The organism is Pseudomonas sp. FW305-7, assembly GCF_058786735.1.
In genome coordinates, this window is record NZ_JBYSZA010000020.1 from 46,224 (window position 1) to 64,136 (window position 17,913).

Annotated in this window: 12 protein-coding genes; 7 read left to right on the plus strand and 5 right to left on the minus strand. The window is 59.6% G+C overall.

The genetic code is table 11. The annotated features are described in order from the left end of the window. Window positions 1-8: 8 nt before the first annotated feature. Complete coding sequence (locus AC3WMT_RS21775; protein ID WP_103304971.1) at window positions 9-1,208, minus strand: sugar transporter; 1,200 nt, start codon at window positions 1,206-1,208, stop codon at window positions 9-11. 309 nt (window positions 1,209-1,517) lie between these two features. Here AC3WMT_RS21775 and AC3WMT_RS21780 point away from each other — a divergent pair, with 309 nt between their 5' ends. The 4 genes from AC3WMT_RS21780 (at window position 1,518) to AC3WMT_RS21795 (ending at window position 9,409) form a co-directional block, all read left to right on the plus strand. After that, window positions 1,518-3,257, plus strand: coding sequence for a dipeptidase (locus AC3WMT_RS21780; protein ID WP_103304972.1), 1,740 nt, complete (start codon window positions 1,518-1,520; stop codon window positions 3,255-3,257). A 273-nt stretch (window positions 3,258-3,530) separates the two neighbouring features. Beyond that, a complete protein-coding gene (gene mexE, locus AC3WMT_RS21785) occupies window positions 3,531-4,784 on the plus strand; it encodes a multidrug efflux RND transporter periplasmic adaptor subunit MexE (protein WP_103304973.1) in 1,254 nt (417 codons plus the stop codon). Window positions 4,785-4,799: 15 nt separating this feature from the next. Next, on the plus strand, window positions 4,800-7,991 hold the full coding sequence (locus tag AC3WMT_RS21790) for an efflux RND transporter permease subunit (RefSeq protein WP_103304974.1): 3,192 nt from the start codon (window positions 4,800-4,802) through the stop codon (window positions 7,989-7,991). Then, window positions 7,988-9,409, plus strand: a complete 1,422-nt coding sequence (locus AC3WMT_RS21795; RefSeq protein ID WP_103304975.1) for an efflux transporter outer membrane subunit — start codon at window positions 7,988-7,990, stop codon at window positions 9,407-9,409. The genes AC3WMT_RS21790 and AC3WMT_RS21795 overlap by 4 nt, the downstream gene beginning before the upstream one ends. A gap of 113 nt (window positions 9,410-9,522) precedes the next feature. On the opposite strand, the gene AC3WMT_RS21800 is transcribed toward AC3WMT_RS21795, so the two are convergent. From AC3WMT_RS21800 to AC3WMT_RS21810, 3 genes are read right to left on the minus strand one after another with little or no spacing between them, the layout of a single operon-like run. Next, window positions 9,523-10,464: an HlyD family secretion protein gene (locus tag AC3WMT_RS21800; RefSeq protein ID WP_103304976.1), complete on the minus strand. Its 942-nt coding sequence runs from the start codon at window positions 10,462-10,464 to the stop codon at window positions 9,523-9,525. 4 nt (window positions 10,465-10,468) lie between these two features. Beyond that, a complete protein-coding gene (locus AC3WMT_RS21805) occupies window positions 10,469-10,669 on the minus strand; it encodes a DUF1656 domain-containing protein (RefSeq protein ID WP_103304977.1) in 201 nt (66 codons plus the stop codon). Continuing rightward, window positions 10,659-12,794, minus strand: a complete 2,136-nt coding sequence (locus tag AC3WMT_RS21810) for an FUSC family protein (RefSeq protein ID WP_103304978.1) — start codon at window positions 12,792-12,794, stop codon at window positions 10,659-10,661. Before AC3WMT_RS21810 ends, AC3WMT_RS21805 begins: the two co-directional genes overlap by 11 nt. A 172-nt stretch (window positions 12,795-12,966) precedes the next feature. Between AC3WMT_RS21810 and AC3WMT_RS21815 the strand changes: the two genes are divergently transcribed. From AC3WMT_RS21815 to AC3WMT_RS21825, 3 genes are all read left to right on the plus strand, one after another. Further along, entirely contained in the window at window positions 12,967-14,022 is a 1,056-nt protein-coding gene (locus AC3WMT_RS21815; protein ID WP_103304979.1) for a tetratricopeptide repeat protein, read from the plus strand. Window positions 14,023-14,237: 215 nt separating this feature from the next. After that, entirely contained in the window at window positions 14,238-15,740 is a 1,503-nt protein-coding gene (locus AC3WMT_RS21820; RefSeq protein ID WP_103304980.1) for an ATPase domain-containing protein, read from the plus strand. Next, window positions 15,737-17,407, plus strand: coding sequence for an ATP-binding protein (locus AC3WMT_RS21825; RefSeq protein WP_103304981.1), 1,671 nt, complete (start codon window positions 15,737-15,739; stop codon window positions 17,405-17,407). The genes AC3WMT_RS21820 and AC3WMT_RS21825 overlap by 4 nt, the downstream gene beginning before the upstream one ends. 120 nt (window positions 17,408-17,527) lie before the next feature. Here the strand turns inward: AC3WMT_RS21825 and AC3WMT_RS21830 are convergent, their stop codons facing one another. Further along, window positions 17,528-17,905 carry a response regulator gene (locus AC3WMT_RS21830; protein WP_103304982.1) on the minus strand — a complete coding sequence of 126 codons (378 nt, stop codon included), beginning with the start codon at window positions 17,903-17,905 and terminating at the stop codon, window positions 17,528-17,530. Window positions 17,906-17,913: the final 8 nt, after the last annotated feature.

The window sequence follows — 17,913 nt, forward strand, 5'->3', positions numbered from 1 at the left end:
GGGCGATCTCACGTCATCGACTTCGGGCCCGGGCTTCGGGCGCTGGTGAGGCGATAGATCGTCAGGCTGTAAATCATCAGCGCCAAACCTGTCAGCACGCCTCCAGCAATTCCAATGTAAGCGAACCCGATCTGGCCACCAACCCAACTCCCCAACAGTGCCCCACCACCAATACCGATGTTGTAGATACCCGAGAAAAGCGCCATCGCCACATCGGTAGCGTCCGGTGCCAACACCAGAACCCTGGACTGCAACGCCAGCCCAAATCCCATGATCGCCATTCCCCAGAAAACACTCAGCGTCCCCAAATAGGAGACTTTGCCGTTCAACGGCAAGAGGAACGCCAGGCACACCACGAGCAGCATCACACAGATGACCAGAAAACGATGCGGGTTATACCGGTGCAGCCAACTGAACAGCAGCGATCCGAAAATACCTGCGCCACCGAACAACAGCAGGATGAGCGTCACCGCATCGCTACTCATGCCCGCTACCACTTCAACGAAGGGTTCGATGTAGCTGTAAGCCGTGAAGTGAGCCGTCACCACCATGGCCGTCAGAATATAAAGCGCCACCAGTGCAGGCCGTTTGAACAACAACGGCAGGCTTCTCAGGGAGCCAGAGTTCTGACTGGGCAACAACGGTAGAACCCTGGCAAGGCACATTACCAGCGCAGCCGCCAATCCGCCGATCACCATGAACGTGGTACGCCAACCCATGGCCTCGCCCAACAATCGGCCGAGAGGAATACCCAGCACCATCGCCAGGGAGGTACCCGTTGCCAACAGGCCCAAGGCCTGCACCTGCTTGCCCTGTGGCGCGAGCCGCACTGCCAGAGAAGCCGTGATCGACCAGAACAGCGCATGCGCCAGCGCCACGCCGATGCGGCTCACCATCAGAACAGCGAAACTGCTCGCCAGGCTCGACAGGACATGACTTGCGATGAACATCGTAAACAATACGATCAATAGCCTGCGCCGCTCGATGTTGCGCGTCAGCAACATGATGGGAAGCGAGGTCAACGACACCACCCACGCATAGATTGTCAGCATCAGGCCAACCTGCGCCGTCGACATATCGAAGCTGCTACCGATCGAACTCAACAGCCCCACCGGCACAAACTCGGTGGTGTTGAACACAAACGCAGCCAGTGCCAAGGCAATCACTGCGTACCAGTTGCCGTTGGTTGTAGTTGTAGAATCGCTCATTGAAGGGGTGTATTACTCAGTCGAAGATCGCGCGCGGTTTTGCTTACCCGTTGCCGAAAAACTCAGGTGGCAGGTGGTCCGCTGGGGCCTGCACTATAAAGAAAAAGTGAAATGCTCGTCGACGACCCGCGAAGACATCGGTGGCTGAGCCAGGATCACTTTCGATTGTGCGCCGCTTTTGCATTTCTGTGCGACAGATCCCGTTTCAGGACTCCCGCAATGCTCTGGCACGGTGTTAGTTTGTAAGTGCATGTGTCTCAGCGTTGAGACACGCTTTACTCACTGTCCTGCAAAGGAATGCCCTTCGTAATGAATTTCCCCTTCAAAAAACTGGCCGCAGCAACCTTGATGCTGGCTGGACTGTCGGCGTTCACCGCCCCGGCTCAGGCCAACCTTACCCCGCAGCAGAGCGCTGAAATCCTCAAAACCTTCAAGGCCGAGTCGACTACGGATTTCCGTCAGTTCCTTGGTAGCCTCGCCAAGAGCGATCTGGCGAAAGCCGCCGACATTGGCCCGGCCATCAGCGCTTTTCTCGACAACAAGACCCTGACCGCTGAGCAGCAGAACGAGATCTATCGTCTGCTCGGTATTTATGCCCGGGTGAAATACAGCGCCGCTGCCACCGAGACACTGCGCGAACTGGTCGAGATCCCAACCTATCGCAAGGACGGCGTAGCCCAGCACGACAATCCGGAATTCATCAAGATCGGCGAAAAGATCAAGAGCCTGGCCGAGTCGTTCCACCTGAATTTCCGCAACATCGACAACCGCGTTTATGAGATTTCGCTCGAAGGCAGCGGCGATGAAGTCGTTGGTATTCATGCCCACGCCGACGTGGTGCCGGTGACGCCGGAAAACTGGGTATTGAAGGATGGCACCCGCCTCGACCCCTTCAAGATCACGCTGATCGGTGATCGCATGTACGGCCGTGGCACCGAGGATGACAAGAACGGCATCGTCGTCACGCTCTATGCGATGAAAGTCATCAAGGATGAAAAGCTGCCACTGGCACGCAATTTCAAACTGTTGGTGGACACCACCGAAGAAACCACCGGCGATGCGATCCCCTACTATTTTGAACGCAATCCGACGCCCAACTACAACCTGGCACTAGATGGTGGCTACCCGGTGGTGATTGCCGAGAAAGGTTACGGCACGGTCATGGCCAACTTCGCCAAGCGCAAAGGTGAAGGCAAAGGCGCGGAAATCATCTCGATGACCGGCGGCCTGGCGACCAACCAGATTCCTTCGGTGTCCGTCGCGACTCTGGTCACCGACACGCCGGCCGAATTGGCCGCCAGCCTGCAAAAAGCCGGGGCCGAATACGCCAAACGCAATGGCGGCAATTTCGAGGTGGCGGCGAAGGTCGACGGTAAAGACGTCAAGCTGACGGTGACGGGCGTATCAGCGCACTCCTCCGAACCCGAATCCGGGGTCAACCCGGTAGCCCGGATGCTCGACTTCATCCATAGCATTGACGGCAAGGTCGCCCTCAAGCACAACCAGATTACTGACGCCGCACGTTACGCCGCTGATAACTGGGGGCTGGATTATCTGGGCAACAAGCTTGGTGTCGGTTTCTCCGATGCGTTCATGGGGCCGCTGACCACCTCGCTGACCTACGTTGGCGAGGACGAGAAAGCCTTCAAACTCGCGGTCAACCTGCGCGTGCCGAAGGGCAAGTCGCCAGAGAAGCTCAAGGCTGAGATCGCTGAGAAACTGGCGGCGTGGAGCAAGAAGAGCCATGTTGGCGTTGCTTTCGACTACTCGATCGCCGAGCCGATGTACCGCAACCCTGAGGGTGAATGGGTGAAGGCGCTATTGGCAGTATCGACTGAAAACCTCGGCATGAAACACGAGTTCGGCACCTCCGCTGGCGCCACCTCGGTGCATGAATTGCCGAACGGCGTGCAGTTCGGTCTGGCCAAGCCGGACGTGAAATACACCGGGCACACCGACGGTGAATTCAAGACCGTGGAGCAATTCCAGCTGGATCTGCAGATCGTCACGGAAATGATTGGCCGCATTGGCCAGTTGCCGAAACTCTGATGTCACTGGGACGAGGGAGCAAGCTCCCTCGCCCCAGTTTTTTAATCGTCACGTAATCCCCGCCGCGCAGCCTCGCTCCTGACTTTTGCACACGGGGCAACACAGAATTGCCTCCAGAGAGATTGATAGCCCCCTAACGAAAGGTGCATGCTAGAGGGCTCGCTCGGGTCTTATATCATTCCGAATGATAGTTACCTTTGCTTCATTCGATTCGTGCCATCACACCCCGCCGAGCATCATCCGCCCATCTTCAATACATTGGCGGATGCATCCATGGAACAGTCACTCAAACATTTGCGCTTCCCGTTGGCCATGTTGGCCGTACTGGTGATGAGCGCCTGCGGCAAGACTCCGGAGACTGCCGCCACTATGCCCGCTGCCAAAGTCAGCGTGGCCAAAGTGCTGGAACAACCGGTCAACGAGTGGGACGAATTCACCGGGCGCCTCGAAGCACCGGAAACCGTTGAAATCCGTCCACGGGTCTCCGGCCAGATCGACGAAGTCGCCTTCACTGAAGGTGCGCTGGTCAAGAAAGGCGACCTGCTGTTCCAGATCGACCCTCGTCCGTTCCAGGCTGAGGTGCGCCGCCTCGAAGCTCTGGTAGCCCAGTCCCGCGCCAACGCCACCCGCAGTGAAAACGAAGCCGGCCGTGGCGAACGTCTGCGTGCCAGTAACGCGATCTCCGCCGAATTGGCCGACTCGCGCACCAGCGCTGCACAAGAAGCCCGCGCCGCCGTCGGTGCCCTGCAAGCGCAATTGGACCTGGCCAAACTGAACCTGAGCTTCACCCGCGTGACCGCGCCGATCAGCGGCCGTGTCAGCCGTGCCGAGATCACCGCCGGCAACCTGGTCACCGCCGACACCACGCCGCTGACCAGCGTGGTTTCCACCGACAAGGTCTACGCCTACTTCGACGCCGACGAGCGTGTGTTCCTCAAATACACTCAACTCGCCCGTCAGGGTCAGCGCGGCGCCACCACGCCGGTGTACATGGGCCTGTCCAACGAAGACGGTAACCCGCACCAGGGCCAGATGAACTTCGTCGACAATCAGGTCAATCCGAAAACCGGCACCATCCGTGGTCGCGCGGTGTTCGACAACAGCGACGGCACCTACACCCCGGGTCTGTATGCACGCCTGAAGCTGGTGGGCAGCGGCACCTACAACGCCATGCTGATCAACGACGAAGCGGTCGGCACCGACCTCGGCAAGAAGTTCGTACTGGTGATGGACGCGGACAACAAAACCGCTTACCGCGCCGTCGAACTCGGTCCGAAAATCGAAGGTCTGCGCATCGTCCGTACCGGCCTGAACAAGGACGACACAATCATCGTCAAGGGTCTGCAACGGGTACGTCCTGGCTCACCGGTCACTCCTGAAGTGGTGCCGATGGCCAGCGAGCAAACCATTGCGGCACTAGCTCAACAACGTCAAGCGCTGGAAGCCAGCAACCTGCCTAAAGTCGCCCCTGCCAAAGGCGCGTCCGGTGCGGTTGTGAAGCTGGCTGCTACGACCCCACGCGGTTAAGGGACGACAACTCCGATGAATTTTTCCCAATTCTTCATTTCACGGCCGATCTTCGCAGCGGTGCTGTCGCTGTTGATCCTGATCGCCGGTGCGATCTCGCTGTTCCAGCTACCGATCAGCGAATACCCGGAAGTCGTGCCGCCCACCGTGGTGGTACGTGCCAACTTCCCGGGTGCCAACCCTAAAGTCATCGGTGAAACCGTGGCAGCTCCATTGGAGCAGGCCATCACCGGCGTCGAGAACATGCTGTACATGTCCTCGCAATCCACCGCTGACGGCAAGATCACCCTGACCATCACCTTCGCTCTGGGCACTGACCTGGACAACGCGCAGGTGCAGGTGCAAAACCGCGTGACTCGTACCGAGCCGAAGCTTCCCGAGGAAGTGACGCGTATCGGTATCACCGTCGACAAGGCGTCGCCTGACCTGACCATGGTTGTGCACTTGACCTCGCCAGACAAGCGCTACGACATGCTCTACCTGTCCAACTACGCGATCCTCAACATCAAGGATGAGCTCGCTCGCCTCGGTGGTGTCGGTGATGTGCAACTGTTCGGCATGGGCGACTACTCGCTGCGTGTCTGGCTTGATCCGAACAAGACCGCTTCGCGCAATCTGACAGCCACTGACGTGGTCACCGCGATTCGTGAACAGAACCGTCAGGTGGCCGCCGGTCAGTTGGGCGCGCCCCCTGCCCCGAATGCGCAGAGCTTCCAGCTGTCGGTCAACACCCAGGGCCGTCTGGTCTCCGAGGAAGAGTTCGAAAACATCATCATTCGCGCAGGCGACAACGGTGAGATCACTCGCCTGAAAGACATCGCTCGCGTCGAACTGGGTTCCAGCCAATACGCCCTGCGTTCGTTGCTGAACAATCAGCCGGCGGTGGCGATCCCGATCTTCCAGCGTCCTGGCTCAAACGCCATCGACATCTCGAACGAAGTTCGCGGCAAGATGGAAGAGCTGAAGAAAGGCTTCCCGCAAGGCATGGACTACAGCATCGTCTATGACCCGACGATCTTCGTGCGCGGCTCGATCGAAGCGGTGGTTCATACCCTCTTCGAAGCGCTGATCCTCGTGGTGCTGGTGGTGATTCTGTTCCTGCAAACCTGGCGCGCCTCGATCATTCCGTTGGTGGCGGTGCCGGTATCGTTGATCGGTACGTTTGCGGTGATGCACTTGTTTGGCTTCTCGCTCAACGCCCTGTCGCTGTTCGGCCTGGTACTGGCCATCGGTATTGTGGTGGACGACGCCATCGTGGTGGTGGAGAACGTCGAACGGAACATCGAACTGGGGCTTAACCCTTTCGATGCGACCAAAAAAGCCATGGGTGAAGTGACCGGCCCGATCATTGCCACGGCGCTGGTGCTGTGCGCGGTGTTTATTCCAGCAGCGTTCATCTCCGGCCTTACCGGACAGTTCTACAAACAGTTCGCCCTGACCATTGCGATCTCGACCGTGATCTCGGCGTTCAACTCGCTGACTTTGTCGCCAGCACTGGCCGCTGTATTGCTGAAAAGCCATGACGCACCGAAAGACCGTTTCTCCAAGGTGCTCGACAAGATCTTCGGTGGCTGGTTGTTCCGTCCGTTCAACCGCTTTTTCGACCGTGCCAGCCATGGCTACGTCGGCACCGTGCGCCGGGTTATCCGTGGCAGCGGCATCGCTCTGTTCCTCTACGCGGGCCTGATGGTGCTGACCTTCTTCGGTTTCTCCAACACGCCGACCGGTTTCGTACCCGGCCAGGACAAGCAATACCTGGTGGCTTTCGCGCAACTGCCGGACGCCGCGAGCCTGGATCGCACCGAAGACGTGATCAAGCGCATGTCCGACCTGGCCTTGAAACAGCCAGGCGTGGAAAGCGCCGTAGCGTTCCCGGGTCTGTCGATCAACGGCTTCACCAACAGCCCGAACGCCGGCATCGTGTTCGTGACCCTGAAACCGTTCGACGAACGTAAAGACCCGAGCATGTCGGCCGGTGCAATCGCCGGTGCCTTGAACGGCCAGTACGCGAACATTCAGGAAGCCTACATGGCGATCTTCCCGCCACCGCCGGTACAAGGTCTGGGCACCATTGGTGGTTTCCGCCTGCAAATCGAAGACCGGGGCAACCTGGGTTACGACGAGCTGTACAAAGAAACCATGAACATCATCAACAAGAGCCACAACGTGCCGGAACTGGCTGGCCTGTTCACCAGTTACACCGTGAACGTGCCGCAGGTCGATGCCGCCATCGACCGGGAAAAAGCCAAAACCCACGGCGTGGCCGTCAGCGACATCTTCGACACCCTGCAGATCTACCTGGGTTCGCTGTATGCCAACGACTTCAACCGTTTCGGCCGCACCTATCAGGTCAACGTTCAGGCCGAGCAACAGTTCCGCCTCGAATCCGACCAGATCGGCCAGCTGAAAGTGCGTAACAACAAAGGCGAAATGATCCCGTTGGCGACCTTCATCAAGGTCAGCGACACCTCTGGGCCGGATCGTGTGATGCACTACAACGGCTTCATCACCGCAGAAATCAACGGCGCCGCAGCCCCCGGCTACAGCTCGGGTCAAGCAGAAAAAGCCATCGAGAAACTGCTCAAGGATGAACTGCCGAACGGCATGACCTACGAGTGGACCGACCTGACCTACCAGCAGATTCTGTCCGGCAACACCGCGCTGTTCGTGTTCCCGCTCTGCGTACTGCTGGCGTTCCTAGTGCTCGCTGCTCAATACGAAAGCTGGAGCCTGCCACTGGCGGTGATCCTGATCGTACCGATGACCCTGCTGTCGGCCATCACCGGCGTGATCATCTCGGGCGGTGACAACAACATCTTCACCCAGATCGGTTTGATCGTACTGGTGGGACTTGCCTGTAAGAACGCGATTCTGATCGTCGAGTTTGCCAAGGACAAACAGGAAGAAGGTCTCGACCCGCTTGCTGCGGTACTGGAAGCCTGTCGTCTGCGTCTGCGGCCGATCCTGATGACTTCCTTTGCATTCATCATGGGTGTGGTGCCACTGGTGTTCTCCAGCGGTGCGGGTGCCGAGATGCGTCACGCCATGGGTGTGGCGGTGTTCTCCGGGATGCTCGGCGTGACCTTCTTCGGTCTGCTGCTGACACCAGTGTTCTACGTACTGATCCGTAACTTCGTCGAACGCAGCGAGCAGCGTAAAGCGGCCAAGGCGCACACTCTTCAAAAGCCACTGGAGGCGCACCAATGAGTCTGAAAGTCTTCCTGCCGAGTCTGCTGGTGCTGGCCCTCAGCGCCTGCGCCGTCGGCCCCGACTACAAGACCCCAGCCACGGAGGCGGCCAACATCACGACCGCCACCGACGGCGCCGCCGGGCAAAAGAACTTCGACCGTTCGAAATTCGAAGGCATCTGGTGGCAGCAGTTTGACGATCCGACCCTCAACCAGTTGGTGACTCAATCGCTGCAAGGCAACCGTGAACTGCGCGTGGCATTCGCTCGCTGGAAAGCCGCCCGGGCGATCCGCGACGACGTCAGCAACGATGCGATGCCGACCATCACCAGCCGCGCCAGCAGCGATCTGGCCAAGGGGCAAATCCCTGGCCAGACCACCAAACGGGTCAATAGCGAACGCTATGACCTCGGTCTGGACATGGCCTGGGAACTGGACTTGTTCGGTCGCATCCAGCGCAACCTGGAAGCCAGCGACGCCGACCAGCAAGCGGCCGAAGCCGATCTGTACCAACTGCAAGTCACCATGATTGCCGAACTGGTCGATGCTTATGGCCAACTGCGCGGCGCGCAACTACGCGAAAAAATCGCCGTGGCCAACCTGAACAACCAGCAGGAGTCGCGCAAGATCACCATCAGCCTGCGTGATGCCGGCGTTGGCGATCAGCTCGATGTCGAACGTGCCGATGCGCGTCTGGCCTCAGTCGAAGCCAGCGTGCCGCAGTTGCAGGCGGAACAGGTCCGACAGAAAAACCGCATCGCCACCCTCTTGGGGGAGCGTCCGGACAAACTGACCGTCGACCTGAGTCCAAAGGAGCTCCCAGCAATCGCCAAGGCCTTGCCAATCGGTAACCCGGGCGAACTGCTGCAACTTCGTCCGGACATCCTCAGCGCTGAACGCAAACTGGCTTCCGCCACGGCGCGCATCGGTGTGGCCAAGGCCGATCTGTTCCCACGGGTCAGCCTCAGCGGTTTCCTCGGCTGGACGGCCGGACGCGGTTCGCAGATCGGTTCCTCGGCGGCCAACGCCTGGGCGCTCGGCCCGAGCATTACCTGGGCAGCGTTCGACCTTGGCAGCGTCCGTGCCCGTTTACGCGGCGCCGATGCCGATGCCGAAGGCGCACTGGCGACCTATGAGCAACAAGTGCTGCTGGCCCTGGAAGAATCGGAAAACGCCTTCAGCGACTACGGCAAACGTCAGCAACGGCTGATCTCGCTGATCCGCCAGAGCGAATCGAGCCGCAAGGCTGCCGATCTGGCAGAGATTCGCTATCGCGAAGGCACCACTGACTTCCTCGTGCTGCTCGATGCACAGCGTGAGCGTCTGAATGCCGAAGACAGCCAGGCCCAGGCCGAAGTCGATCTCTATCGCGGCATTGTCGCGATCTACAAGGCCCTTGGCGGTGGCTGGCAGCCAGAGACCGTCGCCAGCAAGTAACTTCCAGTTTTTAAAGAGCTCCTTTGGTTGGCCGCAACCAACCAATTTTTTGCCCCGCGTATCATTCGGTCGCGGGGCTTTTTTGTGCCTGGTGACTTACCCCTGGAGCTGCCTTATTCAAGGATAGTGACGGTGGCGGTCGTGCCGGCGCGCAAGCGGTTCTTGCCGGCATAGTCGCTATCGATGTCGATCCGCACCGGTACCCGTTGTGCCAGTTTCACCCAGGTGTAACTCGGGTTGATATTCGCCAGCAGACGACTGCCCGGGGCGTTTTCCCTGTCCGCAATGGCGAAGGCAATGCTTTGCACGCGACCGCCGAAGGTTTCCCCGCTCATCAACTGAATCCGCACTCGGTCGCCCTCCTCGATCCGTGGCAATTTGGTTTCCTCGAAGTACCCGCTGACGTAGAACGAGTCGCTGTCTACCAATGCCAACAGTGCGCCGCCAGCGACTGCGTAATCGCCCTCGCGGGTCAGCAGATTGGTGACATAGCCGCTGACCGGCGACTCGACACGGGTACGCTGCAAATCCAGTTCGGCCTGAGTCAGTGCCGCAATCGCCAATTGCACATTCGCCTGCGCCAGGCCGAGATTGGCCTGATTGCGTAACAGATCAGCCTGAGCCACAGCCACGTCGGTACTGGATTTCTCCCATTCTTCCCCGGAGATCGCGAAACCCTGCTTGAGCGTACGGCGCCGGCGCTCTTCGCTTTGACGCTGTTTGAGCAGTGCTTCACTGGCGACGATGGCCGCTTGCGACTGCCCCAGAGTTGCTTTTGCCACTTCAACCGAGCGCCGCGAGTGTTCTACCGCCAACCGGTAGCGTGCCGGATCGATCTCCATCAGCAGTTGCCCCTTGTCAACGTGCTGGTTGTCTTGCACAGCCAGGCTGACGAGACGTCCGGAAACGTCGGCCGACAGCGTCACCACGTCCGCCCTCACCCGGGCATCCCGGGTCCATGGCGCACGGGTGTAATGCTCCCAGGCAAACCAGCCGAGCACGATGGCCAGTGCCACCACGGCCAACGTCATTGATCGAGCGAGTAACACTTTCAAGGCATCAGGCTCCCATCAGCAAAAGCAGCGTGGCACAGACGCAGGCATACAGTGCCCCTTCGAACAGCGCCTCATGCCAGACCAGACGCAATACGCCCAAGCGGCGCAAGCCCCAGTCAAGCAGCATGAATATCGGTATGGCCAGCAACAGGGCCTGAGCAATGGGTGGCAGATAAACGCCGCCAATCTCGAAATCAATGGGCAAGGGCCGGTTCTCCTTCCGGGGCATTACGTTGCAGGTACTCGCCGTGGCGCTGCAAAAATGACACAACGATCAGCAGCGCCACGCGCATGCGAAACACCGACCACAGATGTTCATGACTGGCGACGTGCAGATCATCCAGCTCATCGCCCAGTGCGTGCAGCGTGGCCAGCAACGGCGTCAGTTGCGCATCCTGTCGCCCGGCGACAAAGCGCCCGGCCTTGCGCAAGGCTGAGGACAAGCGCTGACTGAATACGTCGGTGAGCAATGCATTGTTCTGCGCCTGCTGCCTGAGCTGATGCATCGCCACACCCAGTGCCACGCTGGCCAGGCTGATTTCGTACAGTTGCTGCATGGCGCGGTCATTCGCCGCCGGCAGCAAGCCAAGCATGCTGGTCAAGCGATCGACCATGCGGCTTTCGAAGGCGAATTGCTGCTCATCGGTGGCTGGTTTTTTAGTCAGTTCGTACACCTGTTCACGCGCTTCGTTGTACAAGCGACGAAGGCGCCAGACCGGGCGGAACGGAAAAATCCACGCGTATACGATCAGGGCGAGCATTGCCGCGCTGACATAGGCGCCGGCAAATTCGAACCATTGGATCGCCGTGTTCTGCCCGGTGCCGACATTCTGCGGGCCCAGCATGAGGAAACTCGACAACCCCAACCCCATGCCGATCCCCGCCGTCGCCGGGCTCGCCAGACCGACCGCGATCACATAAAGCAGCGGTGCCAGCAACAACGCCAGCCACTCAAAGTCACTGATCGCCGGCACCAGCATGAATTGATAAAGCGCCGATACCACCAGCGCCAATCCCAACCCTCGGGCATAACTTTGCGCCGCCATCAACGGACGCGGAAACGTCGCCATGAGCGAACAGAGAATCCCCACCAGAATCATCCCGCCCCGTGCGCCGTCCCAGGCGGTTTCGATCCAGATCAACCCGGCAACCAGCAACGCGGTAAAGGCGCGAATGGCGTTCATCGAAGCGAGAGTGAAATCCAGATGCAAGGGGCTGGCCTGACCGCGATAAAGGCAACTGGCTTCGCGCCCCTCCTGAATGGCATCGCTCAGTTCCAGGATCTGTTCCAGTTGCTGTAACAGACGCGCCTGCTCCCAGCGTAATGCCCACGCCAGTGAACGCAGGGTTGCGCTCATATCTTCGGTCAGTTGTTCGGCCTCATAAGCCAAGGCTTCGAACTGCTGTTGCAGCGTAATGAAGTGATGCCGTTGCTCGGCGGGGAGCGAGCGGCCCTGCTCCGCCAACTGGTCGAGAAGCGCCAGCTCATCGGCACGCAGGCGCTGGACGTCGGGCGGCAAATCGCCCTCCCAGCGCTCGGTCAGCAGTTCGCGTTGATGCCTCAGCGCGGTCAGGCGCGAAGTCAAAAGCATCAACTGATTACCCAGTAACAGCACCAGGTTATTGGCGCTGCGCAACCGTGGCGCATCGAAATACAGGTGACGGCGCAGCCCTTCGAGGGCACTGATTTCACCAAGCAATTGCATTTGCCGACGTTGAAAGTCGGCTTCGCTCTCTTGTGTGCGGATGACCGCAGCGGAATGGCTGGCGACCAGTTTGATCACCTGATCGACCTTGGCGAAATAGCCTTTGGCGACGGCTTCCGGACGCGCCGTGAGCAGGCTGACCACGCAGACACAGGCCACGGCCAGCAACGTTTCGGTGACGCGGGTGACAGCCAGCAGAAAAGTGCCGTCCTGATCGGGAATGGCCAGTAGTGCCACCACCACGGCGGTGTAACCACTGAGCACAAACGCCTGGGAACTGGTGTAGCGCAGCAACGTGCCGCCCGCCGTACAGAGCGCCAGCCACAGGGCCAGCGTCGTGATGAACGGCAGCGGCGCCTGCGGAAAGATGGCCATGATCAAGACCGCTACCGCTGCACCGAGCGTGGTGCCGATCACCTGGCCAAAACTGCGTGCCAGCGCCATGCCGGCCAGCGGCTGACTGACAATGACCACGGCCATGATCGACCACTTCGGCTGATCGAGATCGAACAGGAACGCCAGATACAGGGTCAGCAACCCGGCCGCGATGGTGCGCAGGGCAAACAGCAGGACGGCCTGACCGGGATGGATCACCACCTTGAAATAATTCAACAGGGCTTGCATGGGCACACTCGTTTAAGCGACTCCTGCAAGCGTAGACACTGCTGCGAAAGCCTGACGGGTTACGCAGTCGACAGGACTTGTAGGGCGATTCGCATGCTCAGGGTTTGACTCACGGTCCGAGCTGACCGAAGCTTGCCGCTCTGCTCAAGTACACCTGTTTTCGGAAACCTGCATGCCTCAGTCTCGCCGCTATCTGCTTATCAGCCTTGGTCTTGTGCTTATTGTCGTCGTGGCATGGCTGTCTCTGCGCAGTACCACACCGGTCATTCCCGACGCGATAAAGCATGGCTACAGCGAAGCGCTGGGCGCCGCGCGGACCGGGCAGCCCGGTGCCGCGCGGCAGTTGTATCAACAGCTGGGGCGTCCGGACCTGTCGGTCAAGCGCCGCGTCTGGCTTCACGGCGAGCTGCCGAATTACCCAAGTCCGCTGGCGTTGAAACTCGCCGACGCCGACCTGCAGAACGAAGCGCCCGAAGTGCGGCTGGCAGCGATCAAAAGTGTGGTGGGGCTGGTGCCGGGCGGACAGCGCAGCCTGTTGCTGGGGCCGATGCTCGAAGATGCGGATCAGACCGTTCGTTTTGCGGCAATCAACGCCCTTCTCGGCTTGAGCCCGGACGAGCTGGGGCTGTATTTCGGACCACTGCAACAAGCGATCGATGGCTGGGAGCAAGTACTTAAGGACCAACCGGAAAGCGCCGCGACTTACGCCCAACTGGCGCGTCTTTATATCCACAACGCCGAGTTGAAACAGGCGCAGCAGGCACTGGACAACACACTGCGCCTGGAACCGGGCAACTTGCAGGCGCTGGTGATGCAGATCGATGTGCTCGACCGCCAGGGCCAGAATGATGCGGCCCGGCAGTTGCTCGCCCAACAGCTTAAAGCCCAACCTGACTCGGCGTATCTGCAACATGCCCTCGGCCTGTGGCTGTTGCACCACGGCCAGCGTGAATACGCCCTGCTCGGCTTGTCCAAAGCGGTCGAACTGGAACCTGACAACAAGGATTACCGCTACGACCTTGCCACCACTCTGCACAGTGCAGAGGAACTCGAGGCGGCGCAGAAGCAACTGCAGGAAATCGTCCAGCGCCACCCGGCCGATCGCAAGGCGCGGGTGTTGCTGATCAACTATTGGAAAGAAAGCGGTCAGTTGCAGAACGTGCAGATTCTGCTGGCTCAGCTGGAGCAGTTGAATCCGGATGATCCGGCGTTGCAGCAGGGTCTCTGAATCGGATAGATGTGACCTGTGGCGAGGTGATTTATCCCCGATAGAGCGCGAAGCGGCCCCTCCTCAGCCAAGGACCTGCTTCGCAGGCCAGCGAGGATAAATCCCGTCGCCAGCAAGAAAAAGTGGAACTGCCATCACTGCAACGGGTCAAGTAAATCAGGTCGCCCCCAATTCAGTCGGCGGCCTCGCTTCCCCTAGTCATGAGAGGGCATTTTTTGTCTACATCTAACGAGTTGATCAGTGCGAAAGCCGCTACCGGCATTGTGGGTCTGGATGACATCCTGGCCGGTGGCTTGTCTCGCGGTCATGTTTTCTTGCTGGAGGGCGAACCCGGAACCGGCAAAACCACGGCCGCTTTGCATTTTCTTCTGGCCGGCGCGAAGGCCGGCGAGCGCTCGTTGTACATCACGCTATCTGAAACCGAGCGTGAACTGCGCCAAGGCGCGCTGTCCCATGGCTGGGAGCTTGACGACAACATCAAGATCTTCGAACTGACGCCGCCGGAGAGCCTGCTCAATGCCGAGCATCAGCAGAGCCTGTTGTACTCCTCCGACCTCGAACTGGGCGAAGCCACCAAGCAGATATTCGAAGCGGTCGAACGCTTCAAGCCAACCCGGGTGGTGCTCGACAGCCTGTCGGAGATCCGCCTGCTCGCGCAAAGCTCCTTGCGTTATCGGCGGCAGATCCTCGCCATCAAGCATTACTTCGTGCGCTATAACGCCACGGTTCTGCTGCTCGATGACCTGACCACCGAATCCCTCGATAAAACCGTGCACAGTGTTGCCCACGGGGTGATTCGGCTTGAAGAACTCACACCCAACTACGGCGCCGAGCGTCGACGCGTGCGGGTGGTCAAGTACCGTGGGCAAAAGTACCGCGGCGGTTATCACGACTTCACCATCATGGGCGATGGTGTCCATGTATTTCCACGGCTGGTGGCCGCGGAACATCGCGGCGATTACCCGCGTTTGCAATTGACTAGCGGCATCAAGGAGTTGGACTCGCTGCTGGGCGGTGGGATCGAAACCGGCTCCAGCACGCTGATTCTCGGCCCTGCCGGTACCGGTAAATCGCTGATCTCGATGATCTTCGCCGCCGCCGCAGTGGCACGCGGCGAAAAAGCCGCCCTGTTCATCTTCGACGAAGAACTGGAACTGCTCTTCGAACGGATGAGAAACATCGGCATCGACCTCAAGGCCCTGCGCGCCACCGGCAATCTGCTGATCGAGCAAGTGGACGCCGCCGAGCTTTCACCGGGCGAGTTTTCCCACCGAGTGCGCCGCTGCGTCGATGACGGCGAGATCAAAACTGTGGTCATCGACAGCATCAATGGCTATCAGGCCGCGATGCCGGAAGAAAACGCCCTCGTGCTGCACATGCACGAACTGTTGCTGTACCTGAACCGCAAAGGCGCGGCCACCTTCATGACGGTGGCCCAGCATGGTCTGGTCGGCGACATGCAAGCGCCGGTCGATATCACTTACTTGGCTGACACGGTGATTCTGTTGCGTTACTTCGAAGCCATCGGCAAGGTCCGCCGCGCCATTTCCATCATCAAGAAACGCACCGGCAGCCACGAATCGACCATTCGCGAATACCGTATTTCGAAGCAAGGCATGACCATCGGCGAGCCGCTGGAAGCCTTTCAGGGTGTGCTTCGTGGCGTACCGACCTATCTCGGCGCGAGCAAACCGCTGTTGCAGGAAGGGAGCTCGTGACCGTTTCTGTACCGCTGGCCGAGCGCGCGCTGATTCTGGCGCCGATGGGTCGCGACAGCCAGATTGCGCTGATGATTCTCAACGAGGCGGGTTACGGCGGCCTGATTACCCCGGACCTTGCCACGCTGTGTGCGCAGCTGGAGCCCGGCGCCGGGCTGTTGCTGATCGCCGCCGAAGCGTTGCGCGGCCCGGAGCTGGAGGCGTTGTTTCTGCACCTGGAACAACAGCCGGCATGGTCGGACCTGCCGATTGTTGTGCTCACTCATCATGGCGGACAGGAACAAGGGCCGTCCTCGCGCCTCAGCGATCTGTTGGGCAATGTCACGTTTCTTGAGCGCCCGTTTCATCCGGCGACCCTGATCAGTCTGGTGTCCGCTGCCCTGCGCGGTCGACGACGACAGTACGAAGCCCGCGATCGCCTGATCGACCTGAGCGAAAGCGAACGACGCCTGCAATCAACGCTGGAAACCCTCGAGCAGCAGGTCGAAGAGCGCACCGCACAGTTACGGCACAACGAAGAAGCGTTGCGTCAGTCGCAGAAAATGGAAGCGGTCGGCCAGCTCACCGGCGGCATCGCCCACGACTTCAACAACATGCTCACCGGCATCATCGGAAGCCTTGAACTGCTGCGCCGGCGTCTGGCCCGAGGACGCACTGAAGACCTCGACAGCCTGATCGATCTGGGCGTGACCTCGGCTAACCGCGCCGCCGGCCTGACTCATCGCCTGCTGGCGTTTTCCCGGCGGCAGTCGCTCGACTCCAAAGCCGTGCAGATGAATACCCTGGTGCTGTCGATGGGCGAGCTGTTGCAGCGCAGCCTCAACGAAAGCATTCAACTGGACATGCGTCTGGACGAAAAACTCTGGGTCGCCGAGGCGGATCCCAACCAACTGGAAAGCGCCCTGCTCAACCTGGTGATCAACGCCCGAGACGCCATGCCCGAGGGCGGCCGATTGGTGGTGGAGACCAGTAATCAGGTGCTAGACCGTGACTTCACCGAGGCCTACCCCAACCTCGAGCCCGGTGATTATGTGATGTTGAGTGTCACCGACAACGGCAGCGGCATGCCGCAAAGTGTGATCAGCCGAGCGTTCGATCCGTTTTTCACCACCAAACCAATCGGCCAGGGCACCGGGCTGGGCCTGTCGATGATCTACGGCTTCAGTAAACAGTCGCGCGGCCACGTGTCGATTGACAGCGAGATCGATCAAGGCACGACGGTCAAACTCTATCTGCCGCGTTTCCGTGGCGAAGAACTGGAGCAACCGGCCAGCAATTGCGAGCAAGCCCCGCAAGCCATCCATGGCGAAACCGTACTGATCGTCGAAGACGATCCGGCCGTGCGCTTGCTGGTCAGTTCGGTGCTGAGTGAATTGGGTTATGCGTTTGTCGAGGCCGGAGATGCCGATGGCGCCGTGCCGATTCTCAACTCGGCGCAGCGCATTGATCTGCTGATCAGCGACGTCGGCTTGCCGGGCATGAACGGTCGGCAACTCGCGGAGATCGGTCGGCAATACCGGCCTGGCTTGAAGGTGTTGTTCATCACCGGATACGCCGAACATGCGGCGGTGCGTGGCGGTTTCCTCGACTCGGGGATGCAGATGATCACCAAACCGTTCACCTTTGATCTACTCACCGCCAAGGTGCGGGAGATGATCCGCGGCTGACCCCGCAAAAAACCTGTAGGAGCTGTCGGAGGCTGCGATCTTTTGATCTTGTTTTTAAGATCAAAAGATCGCAGCCTCCGACAGCTCCTACAGGGAGATATTCAGGTCAGGCGCTGTAAATCAGGCCAACAGTTCTTGAATCTTTTCCTGCAACACGTCCAGGTCGAACGGCTTTTCCAGAATCGGCGCCTTGCGCGTGATCGGGCTGCCGGTTTCGCGGATTTCCTGCGGGTAACCGCTGATGAATATCACCTTGAGATCCGGTCGCAGCTTCACGGCAGGTTCGGCGATCTGTACGCCAGAGATGCCGCCGGGCAAACGGAAGTCGGTGATCAACATGTCCAGATGTGGCTTGCTCGCGAGAATTTCGAATGCCTGCTCGCCGTTTTCGGCCTGCAGCACACGATAGCCCTGGCCTGACAGGTAGTCCGTCAGGATCATCAAGATAACCGGTTCGTCCTCGACGACGAGTACTACATCTTGTGCATCTACGCTCATGGGAAGCC

What these genes read in the sequence shown, in the direction of transcription:
- mexE (WP_103304973.1), top strand. Translation starts at nt 3,531, where the DNA reads ATGGAACAGTCACTCAAACATTTGCGCTTCCCGTTGGCCATGTTGGCC.
- AC3WMT_RS21790 (WP_103304974.1), top strand. Translation starts at nt 4,800, where the DNA reads ATGAATTTTTCCCAATTCTTCATTTCACGGCCGATCTTCGCAGCGGTG.
- AC3WMT_RS21830 (WP_103304982.1), bottom strand. Translation starts at nt 17,905, where the DNA reads ATGAGCGTAGATGCACAAGATGTAGTACTCGTCGTCGAGGACGAACCG.
- AC3WMT_RS21795 (WP_103304975.1), top strand. Translation starts at nt 7,988, where the DNA reads ATGAGTCTGAAAGTCTTCCTGCCGAGTCTGCTGGTGCTGGCCCTCAGC.
- AC3WMT_RS21810 (WP_103304978.1), bottom strand. Translation starts at nt 12,794, where the DNA reads ATGCAAGCCCTGTTGAATTATTTCAAGGTGGTGATCCATCCCGGTCAG.
- AC3WMT_RS21775 (WP_103304971.1), bottom strand. Translation starts at nt 1,208, where the DNA reads ATGAGCGATTCTACAACTACAACCAACGGCAACTGGTACGCAGTGATT.
- AC3WMT_RS21780 (WP_103304972.1), top strand. Translation starts at nt 1,518, where the DNA reads ATGAATTTCCCCTTCAAAAAACTGGCCGCAGCAACCTTGATGCTGGCT.
- AC3WMT_RS21815 (WP_103304979.1), top strand. Translation starts at nt 12,967, where the DNA reads ATGCCTCAGTCTCGCCGCTATCTGCTTATCAGCCTTGGTCTTGTGCTT.